We start from the raw sequence: 18,085 nt of genomic DNA on the forward strand, positions 1-18,085 counted from the left end.
TACTTTTTGTGCAAAAAGTACTTTTCCTGTTTATTTAAATGGGAGGTATGGAAATGAATACATTTTGGCTGACCAATGTCCGCTTAGAAAAGGGGTTCTATTACGATCAAAATCGTATTTCGGGTACTGAGACAGAAATATGCCATATTAAAATTTCAAATGGAAAAATAGCTGAAATTACAACCGATTTACCGAATTCCACAGAAAATCAAATTGACGCTAAACATCAGCTTTTATTGCCATCGTTAAGAGATATGCATATTCATATTGATAAAACTTACTATGGAGGTCCTTGGAAGGCCTGTACCCCAATCACAAAAGGGATTTTTACTAGATTAGAAGAAGAAAAAGAACTCCTGCCAAAACTTTTGCCGACAGCTCAAGAGCGTGCAGAGAAAATGATTGAATTATTCTTAAAAAATGGCCATACTCACATTCGCACCCACTGTAATGTTGATCCGATAATCGGCCTTAAGAATTTAGAGGCTACTGTCAATGCATTGAAAAAATATGAAGATGTCTTAACTTATGAGATTGTTGCTTTTCCGCAGCATGGTTTGTTACGGAGTGATTCGGTTCAACTGATTCGTGATGCCATGAAGAATGGGGCAACATTGGTTGGAGGGGTGGACCCTGCAACTGTGGATCGGAATATCGAAAAATCGTTATCTACCATTTTTGAAATTGCTGTTGAAAATAATAAAGGGGTCGATATACATTTGCATGATCCCAATACCTTAGGAGCATTTACATTTGAACGAATGGCTCATTATACGAAGGAAGCCGGCCTTAAAGGAAGAGCTACGATCAGCCACGGCATTGCATTTGGAGATCTGCAAGGTGATGCACTAACTGAAATTGCAGCTGTTTTAGCGGAACAGGAGATGGATGTAACAACTACAGTACCTGTTAATCGTCCGACAATTCCAATTCCAAAATTGGATCAGTTAGGAATTTCAGTATCTGTGGGGCATGACAGCATTACTGACCACTGGTCGCCATTCGGAACAGGAAATACAATTCAAAAGCTTGGAACGCTTGCAGAACGATTCCGTTTGTCTGATGAATTTTCGTTATCTAGGGTTCTTAAATATGGAACAGGCGGGATCACTTCGCTGAATGAACAGGGCGAGCGCGTCTGGCCAAAGGCTGGCGATGATGCCACGATGATGCTGGTTAATGCCTCCTGTTCAGCAGAAGCGGTTGCTAGGAGAGCTTCTGTGCAAGCATTATTTTTTAAAGGGAAAAAAGTTGAAAGTAAGTTAATAGAATCAATTCCTGATCAAGTGTAAGGAGGAAAAACAATGTCTACTCCATATTGGCTGACAAATATAAGATTAGAAACTGGCTATATCCAGGATGACAAAGGTGTCTATGAAACAAAAACGGAGCTGTTTCATTTAAAAATTGTTGATGGAAGAATTGCAGAGAGAAAGAATGCCAAGGAACCAATCCCACACGGGGAAAAAACGATGAATGGTAAAGGATTTTTAGTTCTGCCGACATTTAAAGAAATGCACAATCATTTAGATAAAACCTACCTATCTCTTGATTGGAAAGCACCGATTCCAGCAAAAAACCTAGAGGAACGGTTACGTTTAGAGGCATTGGAACTTACGGAATTAGCTTCCACAACAAAACAGCGGGCGAGTGCTATGATTGAGCTTCTACTTTCACAAGGTTCCACGCACATCCGAACCCATGTCAATATAGATCCATATATCGGTTTAAAAAATCTTGAAGGTGTAAAAGCGGCACTAGAAGATTATTCCGATAAACTAACGTATGAAATTGTTGCCTTTCCGCAGCATGGCTTATTAAGAGAACATGTCATACCATTGATGAAGGAAGCGATGCGATCAGGTGCCCATTTAGTAGGAGGGTTAGATCCGGCTGGTATCGACCGCAATATTGAAAAGTCACTTTATGAAGTAATGAATCTTGCGGTAGAATTCGATGCCGATATCGATATCCATTTACATGACGGCGGCCATGTTGGTTATTATACTATTGATAAATTAACAGAAATGGTAGAAGAAGCAAAATGGGAAAACCGGGCTGCTGTCAGCCATGCCTTTAGTCTGGGTGATGTCCCGGTATCCCAGCAGGTAGAAATCGCCGATAAATTGAGTGCCATGGGCATGTCTATTATGTCTACCATTCCAATCAATAGAACTTTCCCTCCAATTGATTTACTAGATCAGAAGGGTGTAAACGTCTTTTTAGGATGTGATGGGTTCTATGATTCATGGGGTCCATACGGAACTGGAGATGTATTAGAAAAGGTTACCCGCTATGGTGAACTCTATCGTAAAAGTGATGAGATTTCACTTGCGCAATCATTAAAATGGGCAACAGGAGGGCCAATTCCGTTAACAAAGGATGGGGACGCAGCATGGCCTCTTGAAGGAGATGAAGCAAGTTTAGTCCTTGTCAATGCCTATTGTTCAGCTGAAGCAGTTGCTAGAACACCGAAACGTGAAGCTGTCATTTATAAAGGAAAAGTAGTTTCGGGTGAAATATAGGCCATTTCAAAGAAGCTCCCATGTGAGCTTCTTTTGCTTTTATAAAAAAGAGGGTGTCCCAAAAGTAGATAACTTTTAGGGACATTCCCTCTTTTGTTTATGTACTCTGAATTTGGTCTGTTGATTTCCGCTCCAGGCGGCTTCGCTTTCCGCGGGGTGGGCAGTGAGCCTCCTGATATGAACGAAACTGTCAAGGCTCACCTGTCCCACTACTCCGGCAGGAGTATTCGCCGCCTTCCGCTCCAATCAACAGCTTGACGAGTGGATTCTTAAAAACAATAAACGCTAGTATTTCAGTATGAGAGTCGAAGGAAATCGGAAAACGGATATCACTCAATTAAAAGGACTTATTTATGCACAGATTGCCCTAACTACCCTTTTCAAGAAGCTTGCGCCAAAGGAAAAGAATCGAAAAACATCCAAGTGTCTATATAAAACCAGAAACAGAGGAAAGAGGTTCGGGAACTTTTGTCCACTGAAGAAGGTGACAAAAAATATAGACAGAGAAAAATGGATGTTGAACCTGTATTCGGGCAAATAAAACATAACCGGGATTTCAATCGCTTTTCGTTAAAAGGCCTTTTCAAAAAATATTACGGAATTTGGTCTTATTTGTGTTGCCCATAATTTAATGAAGTGGGAATCAATAACTAAAAATCAGTTAAAGGTAGCAGAAGAATAAGGGAAAATAAGGGAGGATTTCCCCCTGGGGGGAATAAATCTTTAAAATCTAAAAATAAGTTGGATGAAAAAGGAAACTAACTCAAAAGAGTCGTTATTCAACGACCTTTTGAGTCAGCTTCCTGATAATTAAGAATCAAGCTCCAGTTTTTTAATTAAAAGTCTATATATTTTTAACGCAAGCTGGAATTGCAGCATTTCTTCGGAATTTTTCAAATCAGTCTGTAGAATTTCTTTGATTTTTTCAATACGGTAAATGAGCGTATTTCTGTGCAAAAACATTGCTTTAGCGGTTTCACTAATATTTAAGTTATTCATAAAGTAATTTTCCAGCGTACTAAGATAACCCGTATTATGCAGTTTATCGTGTTCATATAATTTCCCCAGGCGTTTCTTGAAAAAGTCCTCTAATTCCATATCTTTTATGTTTGAATCTAAGAAATGATAGATAGAATGGTCCTCGTAATGGGAAATTCCATCCTTTTTATCAAACTTTTGCATTAATCGAATTGACTCGTTTGCTTCAGCGAAACTCTTGTGCAGGGTATGGATTGTTTTATATTGTCTGCCTATTCCAAGTAAAAAGGAGGAATTTTCTACGTGTTTTGTTAATACACAATATATTTCATTTGCATATTTTTTTGCTTCAGATAACGAAATTGGATGCCTATTTTCGTTCAGTCCAACTAAAAGAATGATTCGATTGTTTCGATGGAAACAGGTTACCTCACCATGTGCTAAAGTGGAGTGCTCGTAAATTAATTCAACACATTTTTTTGAGATGTTTTCCAATTGCACTCTTCTGCTTACTAAATCCTCATAATTATCCAATTCATTAGATTGGATATTAATAACCATACAATAATATGTATATTTGGAATTTAAACCATGCAATTCACTTAGAGTTTGAATTGTTTCACTGGAGGTAATTTTGCCAGTAAGTAAATCATCAAAGAAATCCTGTCTGATTTTTAACTTTACTTCCTCAATTTCCTTGGCCTTTAACCGCTCGAGAGCCATATTTGTTGATGCTTGTTCTAAAATAATTAAATCAAATTCTGTCAGTTCACGTACTGTCTGCCATACTATCAAATATCCGTAAATATTATTTGCTACGGCTACAGGTAAGATGCGGCATTTTATCTCCATTCCTTCTAAATAATAAATTTGCTTAATTGCCTTTTTCATTTCACTTAGATTATTTGGAATTGATTCAATAAATGTGTTATTAAATACATGTCTATTTTTTACTAAATCAAGGCAATAAGTAAGCGGAACCTTGTTATCAATATGTTCTGTGTAGTGTATTAATTTCCAATCCTTATCAACAAAAATAATTGGATTATTAATGGTTCCAGATAACATAGAGGAAATCTTCTCAATTCCTCCGCCCTCAAGAGTAATTCTAAAAAATAAATTATGCATGTCCAAGGTTTTTCGATTTAATAAATCATATCTCCCGGAAGCCTTTTCATTAATAATAGAAATAACTCTTGACAATGTATATTCAAAAGGCAGCTCTATCAAAGGCAGTCCGTATTTGTTAGCTTGTTCAATCATGTTCTGAGGCAGTTTATCAAAGTATCTTTTCATTTTAACAATAAGTCCAGCGCAGTTAATTTCGGAAAGCTCTTTAATAATTCGATTTTGCAGTTCTTCATTATCTTTAAAAATATACCCGGTTGACAAAAGCAGTTCATTAGGAGAAAGCCAATCAAAGGCGTCGGGATTTTCAATAATATTAACAATGGATATTTCATTGTTGATCCCCTTTTCACCTGCAACAATTTTTATTCCGTCGATGGCCTTTATCTCAAATAGATCTTTTACAGTCAGCAACCTTCCTCACTCCTTTGTCAAAAATTCCACACATTTATTTGTATAAGTTGCACATATCAAGTAAGCGCTTTTTGGATTCGATACACGATGACGGTACCATGCATTATAACTAAAATAATGTTGTAAGGTTTAAAGTTTGTCAAATGGAAATGCAAAAAGAGAAAAATTTATTTGTAACAATTGAATAAGGGATAACCATAAATAAATGTTTTCTTATTAATTTGTAAACATTAAAAGCAGCTAAATTGAACAAACTTTATTATAGCCTTACAAGCTTTTTTCCAAAAGGAGGAGCGTTCATTCAAAAATTAGATTAGACCAATATTAGTCTGAATCTAAGAGGTGTATTACGTGAAAGTTACAATATCTGGTGATGTTGATTTTATTCGCAGAATTAATAATTCAAACTTTAGTGGGGTTGTCCATAGCACATTTAATCGAACCTTTAATATTCAATGTTCAGGAGATGGTGAGTTATTTACTATTGCTTGCCGCATGGTCGATAATGCTCCTAATACTTTAATTATCGATAGCGATGATTTAAGTTCCTGGGGAATTGAAGTGAACGATCGGGTTTTTGTTAAAAACAACACCCTGTATATCGAAAACAAACTCGCCATATTAGTTGAAAAAGCGAGAATATGGGCAAGTGCAATTCCGGCATACCCATGCAATATAGATACCCTGAGCAGGAATCTAAAAACGATAAAGGAATACATTGATGCTCATGGAAAAGAGGGAGGCATTAAAAAGAAGCCAACAGTTCAAAATTCTTTTGAAGCTGAATTAGCTAGAATGCTTGAACTACGTACGAGCCTGCTATGGAGTGAATTATTAAAAAATCATAAGTCACAAGCCCTCAAACATGCGGTTTCGCTAGTAGGCCTAGGCCCAGGATTAACTCCATCGGGAGATGATTTCTTAGTTGGATTATTTACAGCTATAAATATGATTGACAGTCCATTTTACGATTGGCGGCCGTTTTGTGAAGCTGTCACAAAGAAAGCCAGACACTTAACGAATGACATCAGCTACACGACTTTGGAAAAAGCAGCAATGGGTAAAGTGAGAGAGTCTATCATCAATTTAGTAAATTCCTTAATTGCTGACAATGAAGAAGACTTAATTCTCTCTTTAAATAAAGTATTTAACATCGGTTCTTCATCCGGAACAGATATAGCCTTAGGACTTGTCTGCGGGCTGGAGGCCAATATTATAGCAGGAGGTAAAGTATGAAAGTACAAGCTTTGATTAAGCCAAATACTTATTTTGATTCAGTATCTCTGATGTCGCTATCAACAAAAGCGAATCAAATTGAAGGTGTTGAACAAGCCATTATTGCAATGGGTACTGAAATGAATAAAGAGGTCATGAAAAACGTTGGATTACTAACACCTGAAATCGAGGAAGCAAAAACAAGTGACCTTATAATTGTAGTAAAAGCTGAAACAGATGAATTATGTGAAGAGGCTTTTCCTAAAATTGAAGAATTATTTAAGAAAAAGAATACATCAAAAGGGAAAAGTGAAGTAAAATATTCCACTATTTCTTCTGCAGCTCAAAGTGTTCCTGAATCAAATTTAGCCATTATCGCTGTAAATGGTGCATATGCAGCCAGAGAAGCAAGAAAAGCGCTTGAAAACGATCTACACGTAATGATGTTCAGTGACAACGTAAGCGTGGAAGACGAAATTGCACTTAAGACTTTAGCTCATGAAAAAGGCCTATTAATGATGGGTCCTGACTGCGGTACAGCGATTATTGGTAACACAGCACTTTGCTTCGCTAACGCAGTAAGGAAAGGGAATATCGGTATTGTGGCTGCATCTGGTACAGGAAGCCAAGAAGTAAGTGTTCGTATCCACGAATTTGGCGGCGGTATCACTCAACTGATTGGTACAGGCGGAAGAGACTTGAAAGAAGCCGTTGGCGGCATCATGATGCTTGATGGAATCCAAGCGCTTGAAGAAGATGAAGCGACAAAGGTAATTGTTCTTGTATCTAAGCCACCTGCACCAAGTGTGGAAGAAAAAGTACTTGCTAAAATTAAAACTTGTAAAAAGCCTGTTGTTGTGTGGTTTATCGGCGGCGACGAAGAAAAAATTACTGCAGCTGGCGGTCATTTTGCGAAAATGTCCAAAGAAGCGGCACTTAAAGCAGTTGTTCTTGCTGGTGCGGATGAAAGCAAGTTAAATAAGCGTGCGTTAAATATTCCTCTAATTGAAGAAGTTCGCACAAAGTTAACACCAGAACAAAAATATATTCGCGGTCTTTTCAGCGGCGGTACACTTTGCGATGAAGCAATGCACGCTGCAATGGAGAAATTCGATAATGTATACAGCAATATCGCAAGAGATCCTGAGTACCGTTTAAAGGACAGATATACTAGCCAGGAACATACATTCATCGACTTCGGTGATGATGAATATACACAAGGAAAGCCACATCCAATGATTGATCCTTCTACACGACTTGATAGATTTATGCAAGAAGCTAAGGATCCATCAGTAGGTGTTATTGTGATGGACTTCGTAATTGGCTACGGTGCACACGAAGACCCAGTTGGAGCGTTCCTTCCAGCAATGATTGAGGCTAAACAACTTGCTGAAGCAGAGGGCAGACATTTAGAAATTATCGGTTATGTTCTTGGAACAGAGCTTGATCCTCAAGGTCTTGAAGATCAAGTTAATAAGTTATTAGCTGCAGGCGTAACACATGCTAGCAGCAGCCAGAATGCAGGACTATTGGCTAGAGAATTTGTTGTGAAGGGAGAATAGCCATGAGTAAAATTAATGAACTTTTTAAAGGGAAACCACATGTAATTAACGTAGGAATTGAATCTTTCAAGGAAGATTTAGCATCACAAGGTGCTGAAGTCATCCATTTAGAATGGACACCGCCAGGCCGGGGAAATCCTGAACTAATTGCAGCACTTGACAAGCTTGAAGATGCAGCAGTTATTGAAAAAATCGAGGAAGCTAATAAGTTAGCAGTTGAACGAATTATTAATTCTCAGCCAGTATTAATTGGCTTTGATCAAGCCATTAATTGCGTACCTGGGATGACAAAAACAACAATCCTTCATGCAGGACCTCCGATCACTTGGGATAAAATGAACGGACCAATGAAGGGTGCTGTTACAGGAGCAATCGTATTTGAAGGTTTAGCGAAGGATGTTGAAGAGGCTGCAGAGCTTGCTGCATCTGGTGCTATAACTTTCTCACCTTGTCATGAACATAATTGTGTTGGCTCTATGGCTGGGGTTACATCTGCATCAATGTTTATGCACATCGTTGAGAACAAAACGTATGGCAACATTGCGTACACAAACTTAAGTGAGCAATTATCAAAAATTCTTCGTATGGGTGCGAATGATCAAAGCGTTATTGACCGCCTAATTTGGATGCGCGATGTATTTGGTCCAATGTTAAGAGATGCAATGAAATTACATCCAACAGGCATTGATTTACGTTTAATGCTTGCACAAGCACTTCATATGGGTGATGAGTGTCATAACCGAAACGTAGCTGGTACAACCCTTTTAATTCAAGCTTTGACACCTTACCTAATTCAAACTGATTTTACAACTGAGCAAAAGAAAGAAGTATTTGATTTTGTTGCAAGCAGTGACTATTTCTCAGGTCCTACATGGATGGCCATGGCTAAATGTGCACTTGATTCTGCGCATGGTATTGAAAATAGTACAGTTGTTACAACTATGGCACGTAATGGTGTAGAATTCGGTATTCGCGTTAGCGGTATGCCAGGAAACACATGGTTTACTGGCCCGGCACAACAAGTAATTGGACCAATGTTTGCTGGATATAAGCCTGAAGATTCTGGCCTTGATATCGGTGATAGTGCAATCACTGAAACATACGGAATCGGCGGATTTGCAATGGCAGCTGCACCAGCAATTGTTGCTCTTGTAGGTGGAACAGTTGAAGAGGCGATTGGTTATTCAACAAAGATGAAAGAAATTACAACAGATGAAAATCCAAACGTAACTATCCCATTACTAGATTTCATGGGTGTACCAACTGGAATCGATGTTCGAAAAGTTATTTCAACTGGCATTATGCCGATCATCAATACGGCAATTGCTCATAAAGATCCAGGAATTGGTATGATTGGCGCGGGGATTGTAAATCCTCCAGTTGAGGCATTTGAAAAAGCGATGTTAGCTTTGGCTGAAAATATTCATTAATAAAAGACGCGTTTAGGGGAGGCAAGAAACCAAAAACTCAATTTTAGGTTTCTTCCCTAAATGCGTTTTAAACTCCTTAAAATGGAAATTTGAATAAATAGAAATGTGGTTACTCTCTAGAAAATCGATAATAAATGGAGACAGAATTCCTTCTCAATATAATTGGGATCGGATCGGTGAACATTAGAATAAGGAGAGAAGATTGATGGAGAACAAGTCCTTAAATATGGAACTTATCTATGCAAGTGAACAGGGAGATTCAGCCACGGTACAAAGGCTCCTGCAAGAAGGAGCAAGTATTGATTTTAAAGATGAAAATGGGCGTACTGCATTAATGGCCGCAACACAAAAAAATCAACTTGAAGTGGTTCACTTATTATTAGAAGCAGGCAGTGACGTTAATACTCGCGACATCACCCAGCTTACACCCTTCATCTGTTCAGGTGCAAATGGCTTTCATGAAATCTTAAGTTTAATGTTGAAGTATGGGGCAGACCTAAACAGTGTAAATCGGTTTGGCGGTACTGCGTTATTACCTTCAAGTGAAAAGGGATATTTAAAAACAGTTCAAGTTTGTTTAGATGCGGGTGTACCTGTTAATCATGTAAACAATTTAGGCTGGTCGGCACTATTAGAATCCGTCATTTTAGGTAATGGGGGCCGCTTATATTCCAACATAATTGAAATTCTTGTCGAAGCGGGTGCAGATGTAAATTTACAGGATCGAGATGGGAAATCCTCTCTTCAGCACGCAATCGAATTAAAGCAGGAGAAGGTAGTCGAAATTCTGAATAAAAAATATCAAGAGGAAAATCAAGATATTCAAACAGCTAAGAAGCTTTATAAGGAAAATAAGTATGAGGAAGCCATTTCAGAACTTAATAAGGCACTTGAGACGGATTCACAGAACTTAGACCTATATTTTTATAAAGGATATTGCCTGCAAGAATTAAAGAGATTCGAAGATGCACTTGCGGAATACAAAAAAGCATTAGCATTAAACCCAAATGATTTAGATTTCTATTTTTACACTGCGAATTGTTTAAGGTTGATGAACAAGCCTGAGGAAGCACTAGCTGAATACGATAAAGCATGTGAATTGGATCCTAATGAAACTTTTTATCGTTATCATAAATCAAATTATTTAAGAGAACTAGGCAGACATAAAGATGCTGTTAAAGAAATGGATACTCTTCTTTCCATGCAGCCGCATCGATATGATTTCTCGTTCCATAAAGCAAATAGTCTAAGGTCTTTAGGTTTACATCAAGAAGCTATTAATGCAATTGAAAATGCAATTGCAAATGATCCGACGAATCCTTTATATCACCTTCATAAAGAACAGTCAATTGAATTACTTAACAAACAACAAGATTAAGAAAATAGATAGGAGAATACAAGTGGAAAAATTAGTTATTGTCGCTATTGGCGGAAATTCCTTAGTAAAAGAAGATGGAAGCGGCTCCGTTCAAGAACAGTATGAAGCTGTATGTGAAACAGCTGTGAATATTGCTGATATGGTGGAGGAAGGCTTCCAAGTTGTTGTGACACACGGTAATGGTCCTCAAGTAGGTTTTGGTCTTAGAAGATCTGAAATTGCAAATGAAGTGAAGGGTATGCCAATAGTACCTCTAGTAAATTGTGGTGCAGACACACAAGGAGGCATCGGCTATCAAATTCAACAAGCTTTAACAAATGAATTTGCAAGAAGAGGCATCAACAAGAAAGTTGCCACTGTGATTACACAGGTTGAAGTAAGCCAAAATGACCCTAACTTTAAAAATCCAACTAAGCCAGTAGGTTCATTCTTTACCTTTGAGCAAGCGGAGGAAATGAAGAAGGAACATCCAGATTGGATTTTTATTGAAGATTCGGGCCGTGGCTACAGAAGAGTAGTTCCATCTCCAAAACCAATCGATATTGTGGAAAAAGACGCCATTAAAAAGCTGATTGAAGCTGGTTTTGTTGTGATCGCTGTCGGCGGCGGAGGAATTCCTGTTATTAAAAAAGATAATAATACGTATGAAGGTATTGATGCAGTAATTGATAAAGATTTTGCAACAAGCCTTTTAGCAGAACAAGTTCAAGCTGAAACATTAATTATTACAACTGGTGTTTCAAGAGTGTGCATCAATTTTGGCAAACCTAATCAACAAGCATTAGAAAGCATTACGGTTGAGGAATTGAAACAATTTACTGCTGAGGGTCATTTCCCGCCAGGCAGCATGCTTCCAAAAGTTGAAGCGAGTTTAAGCTTCTTGGAGAAAAATGGGTCTAGGGTTATTATCACTGATCCTGAAAGTCTAAAAGATGCTATTGTTGGAAAAGCAGGTACTCATATTGTCAACATGAAATAATGGGTGGCTAATTTATACCACCCTGGCGTTTAAATTCCATAATAAAAGGCTATTACATTCATATGGAAAAGAAATACATTTTAAGGAGGACTTCCCATGGGAAATGTATCTTTATGGAGAAAAGGAGACTTTGCTGCTTCCTTCGGTTTGTTCGTTAATGTTTTGACAGACTTTTTGGTTATGATTTCATTATTAATTGCTGTAGTTGGCATGCCAAAAGAGTTTGTCTTTAAACAAATTGTTCCTGGCTTTGGATTTGCTGTATTACTTTCTGGTATTATGTTTGCTTATTTTGCTTATAAATTAGCTAAGAAAACAGGTAGAACTAATATTACCGCACTACCCTCAGGGTCTAGTTCACCAGGTATTTTTCTGATCGTATTTGTGATTATGCTTCCCCTATATCATCAAACACAGGATGCTGCTTTTACAACAAAAGTTGCGATCATGTGGTGCTTCGTTGAGGCCGCCATTCTAATAATAGGTGCATTCCTTGGTGAAACGATTAGAAAGCTGGTTCCAAGAACTGTATTATTAGCAGCCTTGGCAGGTTTGGCATTTGTATTCTTAGGAATGAATCCAATGCTGCAATCTTTTGAAATGCCTGTTGTAGCATTTGTTGCAATAATCATTATCTTTATGAACTGGTTAAGTAAACATCCAGTATTTAAGAAAGTACCTACAGGTTTATTATTAATCCTAGTTGGAACTGCAATTGCATGGATTGCTGGATATCAAAATCCTGCGGATGTTACTGAGGCTCTAAAATCATTTGGCTTTAATCCTCCTATGTTGCATTTAAACGGGTTTGGCGACAGTTTCAACGCTGCTTTGCCATATTTATTAACTGCTGTACCACTAGGATTATCAAACTACATTTTTAATTTGGAAAACGTTGAAGCTGCTGCTGTTTGTGGTGATGAGTATAAAACTAGAGACGTTATGCTTACAAACGGTATTTGTTCTGCAATAGGCGGCCTTTGTGGTAACCCATTCCCAGTAACAGTATATGTAGGTCATGCTGGTTGGAAAGAAGTTGGTGCAGGTTTAGGTTACTCAATTGCTAGCTCTTCTGCAATATTCTTATTATCGATTTTTAGTCTAATGGGTCTGCTGCTAGCTGTTGTACCGATTGCCGCTATTGTTCCGATGCTCGTGTTTATTGCGATTGTAACAGGACATCAAGTTGTTAAAGAAAGTCCGAAATTCGAAGCTCCGGCAATCTTTGTATGTTTCTTCCCTTGGGTTGCTACTTGGGCACTTACGGCAGTTAATAATGCACTTTCAGCTGCTGGCATGACGGTAGGTAACGGTGCCGATCAAGTTTCTTCACATGCTCTACACAATGCTGGATTATTCTACGATGGCTTGGTTGCTTTAGGTAATGGGGCTCCTATTACTAGTGTAATTTGGGGTTGTATCGCTGTATTTACGATTCGTAACACGCCTATTGGAGGCATCATAGCTGCAGTGCTTGGGGCGATTTTAACTTTTGTCGGTGCTATTCATACAAGCACTCTTGGACTTGCACAAGATATTGCTATGCCTTTCGTTTGGGGATATCTACTAATGGCAGCATTCTTAGCTTATAAACTTTATGTAAATAAGAAAGATAATATTGGTCCTGTTACAGAGTAAAAATGAAAGCCGCTTAAGAAAAAGAACATTTTGCTCCTACTATAGGGTTTAATTTTAAATAAGAAAAACTATGGAGGATTTTAACTATGTGTATGGATAAATACTTTAAAATGGCTTCAGATGCAACAATTGAAGGTATGAACAATAAAGTCGGCGGACCTTTTGGTGCAACTATTGTACGAGGCGATGAAGTAATTGCTGCAGTAAGCAACACTATGATGAGAGATACGGACCCTTCCGCACATGCAGAAATGGTTGCTGTAAGAGAAGCATGTAAAAAACTAGGCACAATGGATTTATCAGATTGCGTTGTCTATGCTACTTGTGAGCCATGTCCAATGTGTGTAGCTGTTATGATTTGGGCTGGTATCAAGGATGTATATTACTGCAGCACAAGAGATGACGCTGCTGAGAATGGTTTCTCTGACATGCACCTGCGTAAATATTTAGCCGGTGAAGACGAAAGTGTTATTAACATGATAAAAGTAGAAGATAGAGAAGATTGTGATCTCCTATGGGAGCATTTTCACAAACTTAACAAATAATAAATAATTAACTCCAAAACTTAAATATGCTGGAAGAGAATCTATTTTGAACAATTTTTTCAAAATAGATTTTTTTTTTGCTTTTTTGTGCCTGGAATGGATTTTAAGATATTGAACTAAAAAGTTAATAATTTGGTAAGGTTTTTTATATGGGGAGTTAAGTTCTGTTAGGTACAATCAAAGTACGTCGACGAAATCATAAATAAGGAATACAAAAGAAATAATATGTTTGAGCAATGAAAAATGAAGTAGGAGATGAAATAAATGATCATGAAAGTAAAAATAATAACACCTTTACTTGGATTGTCAATAGCATTAGGAGCGTGGAACACAAGTACTCATGCCAATGTAACTGGACAAGAGAAAGAAACAAACACAGTACAAACGGCAGCCAACAAAGCCAAAGATTCCATTCAACAAAAGCAATACGAAAAAAGACTGACTAAAGGTCAGGCAATGGCAAACGTTCTTAGCAGCACAAACTGGCAAGGGACAAGAGTATACGATAAAAATAATCATGACTTAACAAAAGAGAATGCAAATTTCATTGGTCTTGCTAAATATGATGCCAAATCGGGAAGATACGAATTTTTTGATGCTAAAACGGGTGAAAGTCGTGGTGATAAAGGGACGTTCTTTATTACCAATGATGGGAAAAAGAGAATATTAATTTCAGAAACCATGAATTACCAAGCTGTTGTTGACATAACAAAACTAAATAAAGATGTTTTTACTTATAAAAGAATGGGCAAAGATGCTAATGGCAACGACGTAGAGATATTCGTTGAACATGTTCCATATAAAGAAAAAGAGCTGTCTTTTACTAATCCGGATAAGCAATTGGATACTACTACAGGAGTTATTATTAAAAATGTTGACGGAGATGAAATTTTAGGAAGCACTCTTTGGCATGGCACAAAGGTATTAGATGAAAACGGTAATGATGTAACAAAATATAATACAAATTTTATAAGTATGGCCCAATTTGATGAAAAGACAAATAAATACGAGTTTTTTAATGCTGAAACAGGGCAAAGCCGTGGTGATTACGGCTACTTCGATGTTTTACATGGAAATAAAATAAGAGCCCATGTTTCAATTGGAGATAGGAAGTATGGTGCGGCTCTTGAACTTACCGAACTAAATTATAATAAATTTACGTATAAAAGAACTGGTAAAGACAAAGATGGCAAGGACATAACAATTTTCGTTGAACATGAACCGTATAAAGGTAATTTTAAACCAAGATTTAGTTTTTAAAAAACAACACTTAATAGTAAACAGCAACTAATGTACAATTGATTGGGAATACTGAAATGGAAAAAGGTTGTCTACAAACAAGTGACAGCCTTATTTCCTTTAAAGTAATTTTTTGAAAAAATGTACCTCGAACCAGGAGGCACTCTTATGTCAATTCGGTGGCGGTTATTAATATCACATACGACGATGCTAATCGTAACACTAGCACTCTTTATAACAAGCGCTTTGTTAATACCAGTGGCGATTACAGGTGATATACGCAGCATTAAAGATTTGTATACACGTCAATATGCGCTTAAGCCCTTAACAAAACCCGAGGAAAATGTATTTTTGGATGTAAAATATTTAGCAAAAAAACAGCCAAATCAATTGCTAAATGAGACCATTCTAAAACAATTTGATCAACAGTTAGATTCGGTTTCCTCTGGATTAATCATTAGGAAAGGGGAAGAGATTGTACATTCCTCAAAAATTTTAAATTCTATAAAGGACGAAAAAAAGCTTCCTTCATTTGAACCGGAAAATATTAAAGTAAGAGACTCCATCAGTATAGATCATCATTTTTTTTTATATGTAAAGTTCGATTTTTATTTTCCAGATCAGGAAAAAGGCAATGTTATCATTATGAGGGAAGTGAGCCCATTTATTGAGCTGTCCAGAAGCTTATTTCCAATAATATTCGGGTTATTATTTCTTTCATTAATTCTTATAAACGGTTTATTAAGTTATTTTGTATCCAAGAGTATTATTAAGCCGTTATTTACTTTGAAAAATGCAACAGAACAAATGGGCGAAGGTAATTTAAACGTGAAGATAGAAAATGCAAGGCAGGATGAAATTGGTCAGCTTAGCCAAGCATTTGACAAGATGAGGATAAAATTAAAAGAATCTATTGATCTTCAGCTTCAATATGAGAAAAGCAGGAAGGAATTAATTTCAAATATCTCACATGATTTAAAAACCCCGATAACGGCTATTAAAGGCTATATTGAAGGAATACAGGATGGTGTCGCAGATTCACAGGGGAAAATGGAAAAATATCTATCAACAATAAACAGAAAAGCGACAGATATGAATCAATTAATTGACGATTTATTTCTTTTTTCCAAACTTGATTTAAAAAAACTGCCGTTCTACTTCCAGGATATTGATCTTATATGTTTTATGATAAATTTTGTTGAGGAAGTAAGTTTTGATTTAGAGGAAAAAGATATTAAGCTTATTCTTGAAAATAGGACGAAAAACAACGTGAAGGTTATTGCTGACCGTGATCAATTAAAGCGGGTTTTGATGAATATTACGGATAACTCTGTAAAGCATATGAAAAAGTCGGAAGAAAAAAACATAACCATTCAAATTAGTGAGAAGACAGATTTTGTTGAAATCGAAGTCCGTGATACTGGTTCTGGTATTGAACCGGAATCTCTCCCTTATATTTTTGAACGTTTTTATCGTGTAGATTCTTCAAGAAATAAATCAACCGGCGGGAGCGGACTTGGACTTGCTATTGCTAAGCAAATTATCACGGAGCATGGCGGCCAAATTTGGGTGAAAAGTCAGATTGGACTAGGTACGAGTATCTTTTTTACTCTAAAGAGGCCAAATTAGAGTGGTGAATTAGTTGAAAAGAATATTAATTATTGAAGATGATCTTGATATTGGTGAATTACAACTGGATTACCTTGAAATTAATGGTTATGATGTTGAATTACAAACCTCAGGCAAGGAAGGATTAAAACATGGGTTAAGTAACGATTTTGACTTATTAATTGTCGATATCATGCTTCCTGAGGTAGATGGGTTCGAAATATGTAAACAAGTAAGAGCAGTTAAAAATATTCCAATCTTAATTGTTTCTGCCAAAAAGGAGGATATTGACAAAATTAGAGGTTTGGGACTTGGGGCGGATGATTATATTATAAAGCCGTTCAGTCCCAGTGAGCTTGTTGCCCGAGTGAAGGCCCACTTGGCTCGATATGAGCGATTAATAGGGAATAACCAAACACCCAAAAAAGAGATTAGAATCCGAGGACTGATTATTGATGAAATGGCTCGAAAGGTTTATGTGAATAATCAGAGAGTGGCATTAACTGCGAAAGAATTTGATCTATTGCTTTTCTTGGCAAAGCATCCAAATAGGGTATTTAGTAAAGAAGATCTCTTCGAAAGTATCTGGGGGTTGGAGTCATCTGGAGATATAACCACTATTACGGTCCATATTAGGAAAATCCGAGGTAAAATTGAAAAGGATCCCTCCAATCCTCAATTTATCGAAACGGTTTGGGGCGCAGGCTACATGATATCTGTTTAAAATAATATTAACATATATGTCACGCGTGAAAAGATGCTGACTCAAAAGGTCGTTGAATAACGACTCTTTTGAGTTAGTTTCCTTTTTCATCCATTTTATTTTTAGAAAGATTTACTCCCCCCAGGGGGAAATCCTCCCTTATTTTTCCCTTATTCTTCTGCTACCTTTAACTGATTTTTAGTTATTGATTCCCACTTCATTAAATTATGGGCAACACAAATAAGAGCCCATTCCGTAATATTTTTGGAAAGGCCTCTTAACGAAAAGCGATTGAAACCCCGGTTATGTTTTATTTGGCCGAATACAGGTTCAACATCTATTCTTCAATAGATAAAATGATTTGTTGGAATTTCTCATCCAACTTTTGGTCGTATTTTCAGTAGATTTCTTCCATCTTGGCTGAGTAAATCGACAATGGAAAAATACGTCTCGTAAATAACGACCTTAATGCGATTAGAACGGAAACGATTTATTGTACGAAAATCAGGAGTTTGGCTGCCAGATAGCCACATAAAATAAATATTTTCACGCAGTTGTTTTTCCATTTGGCGAGATGAATAGATACGATTGATATAGGAATAGAGGACCACTTTTAACATCATTTTGGGATGGTAGGGAGGACGGCCTCCACCTGAATGAAGAGAGCTAAGGATGTTTGGATTCATCTTTTCAACAGCCAAGTCAACGATTCGGCAAAGGTGGTGTTCGGGGATCAAGACTTC

At 37.1% G+C, this 18,085-nt stretch carries 13 protein-coding genes and 3 pseudogenes; 13 read left to right on the forward strand and 3 right to left on the reverse strand.

Translation table 11 applies throughout. The annotated features are described in order from the left end of the window. The first annotated feature begins 53 nt into the window (after positions 1-53). From IE222_RS20585 to IE222_RS26500, 3 genes and pseudogenes are all read left to right on the forward strand, one after another. Positions 54-1,292 (forward strand): amidohydrolase family protein, encoded by a 1,239-nt coding sequence (locus IE222_RS20585; RefSeq protein ID WP_191276092.1) that lies wholly within the window; start codon positions 54-56, stop codon positions 1,290-1,292. 12 nt (positions 1,293-1,304) lie between these two features. After that, positions 1,305-2,525 carry an amidohydrolase gene (locus IE222_RS20590; protein WP_191276094.1) on the forward strand — a complete coding sequence of 407 codons (1,221 nt, stop codon included), beginning with the start codon at positions 1,305-1,307 and terminating at the stop codon, positions 2,523-2,525. A 247-nt stretch (positions 2,526-2,772) separates the two neighbouring features. Then, positions 2,773-3,207, forward strand: a pseudogene (locus tag IE222_RS26500) (transposase); the annotation flags it as partial. A gap of 128 nt (positions 3,208-3,335) precedes the next feature. On the opposite strand, the gene IE222_RS20600 reads toward IE222_RS26500, so the two are convergent. Continuing rightward, positions 3,336-5,045 carry a PucR family transcriptional regulator gene (locus IE222_RS20600; RefSeq protein ID WP_191276097.1) on the reverse strand — a complete coding sequence of 570 codons (1,710 nt, stop codon included), beginning with the start codon at positions 5,043-5,045 and terminating at the stop codon, positions 3,336-3,338. A 351-nt stretch (positions 5,046-5,396) separates the two neighbouring features. Here IE222_RS20600 and IE222_RS20605 point away from each other — a divergent pair, with 351 nt between their 5' ends. The 10 genes from IE222_RS20605 to IE222_RS20650 all read left to right on the forward strand — a co-directional run bounded on the left by IE222_RS20605 (position 5,397) and on the right by IE222_RS20650 (position 17,363). Then, the gene (locus tag IE222_RS20605; protein WP_191276099.1) at positions 5,397-6,281 is read left to right on the forward strand and encodes an oxamate carbamoyltransferase subunit AllH family protein; all 885 of its coding nucleotides are present in this window, start codon (positions 5,397-5,399) and stop codon (positions 6,279-6,281) included. Then, positions 6,278-7,822 carry an acyl-CoA synthetase FdrA gene (gene fdrA / locus IE222_RS20610; RefSeq protein WP_191276101.1) on the forward strand — a complete coding sequence of 515 codons (1,545 nt, stop codon included), beginning with the start codon at positions 6,278-6,280 and terminating at the stop codon, positions 7,820-7,822. Before IE222_RS20605 ends, fdrA begins: the two co-directional genes overlap by 4 nt. Before the next feature lie 2 nt (positions 7,823-7,824). Then, on the forward strand, positions 7,825-9,252 hold the full coding sequence (locus IE222_RS20615; RefSeq protein WP_191276103.1) for a YlbE family protein: 1,428 nt from the start codon (positions 7,825-7,827) through the stop codon (positions 9,250-9,252). A 205-nt stretch (positions 9,253-9,457) separates the two neighbouring features. Next, positions 9,458-10,630, forward strand: coding sequence for an ankyrin repeat domain-containing protein (locus IE222_RS20620; protein WP_191276105.1), 1,173 nt, complete (start codon positions 9,458-9,460; stop codon positions 10,628-10,630). A 22-nt stretch (positions 10,631-10,652) separates the two neighbouring features. Then, positions 10,653-11,609 carry a carbamate kinase gene (arcC, locus tag IE222_RS20625; protein WP_191276107.1) on the forward strand — a complete coding sequence of 319 codons (957 nt, stop codon included), beginning with the start codon at positions 10,653-10,655 and terminating at the stop codon, positions 11,607-11,609. 96 nt (positions 11,610-11,705) lie between these two features. Further along, entirely contained in the window at positions 11,706-13,247 is a 1,542-nt protein-coding gene (locus tag IE222_RS20630) for a xanthine permease (protein WP_191276109.1), read from the forward strand. An 86-nt stretch (positions 13,248-13,333) separates the two neighbouring features. Further along, positions 13,334-13,792 carry a nucleoside deaminase gene (locus IE222_RS20635; protein WP_370465075.1) on the forward strand — a complete coding sequence of 153 codons (459 nt, stop codon included), beginning with the start codon at positions 13,334-13,336 and terminating at the stop codon, positions 13,790-13,792. A gap of 264 nt (positions 13,793-14,056) precedes the next feature. Continuing rightward, positions 14,057-15,052, forward strand: a complete 996-nt coding sequence (locus IE222_RS20640; RefSeq protein ID WP_191276111.1) for a DUF4822 domain-containing protein — start codon at positions 14,057-14,059, stop codon at positions 15,050-15,052. Between the two features lie 147 nt (positions 15,053-15,199). After that, positions 15,200-16,660, forward strand: coding sequence for a sensor histidine kinase (locus IE222_RS20645; RefSeq protein ID WP_191276113.1), 1,461 nt, complete (start codon positions 15,200-15,202; stop codon positions 16,658-16,660). A gap of 13 nt (positions 16,661-16,673) precedes the next feature. Further along, on the forward strand, positions 16,674-17,363 hold the full coding sequence (locus IE222_RS20650; protein ID WP_191276115.1) for a response regulator transcription factor: 690 nt from the start codon (positions 16,674-16,676) through the stop codon (positions 17,361-17,363). Positions 17,364-17,512: 149 nt separating this feature from the next. Here the strand turns inward: IE222_RS20650 and IE222_RS20655 are convergent. Together IE222_RS20655 and IE222_RS20660 are read right to left on the reverse strand one after the other, a co-directional pair. Then, positions 17,513-17,677 (reverse strand): annotated as a pseudogene (locus tag IE222_RS20655) (transposase); the annotation flags it as partial. A gap of 5 nt (positions 17,678-17,682) precedes the next feature. Further along, positions 17,683-18,085: pseudogene (locus IE222_RS20660) on the reverse strand (transposase); the annotation flags it as partial.

The organism is Neobacillus kokaensis (genome assembly GCF_014656545.1).
GTDB classification, from domain to species: Bacteria; Bacillota; Bacilli; order Bacillales; family Cytobacillaceae; genus Neobacillus; species Neobacillus kokaensis.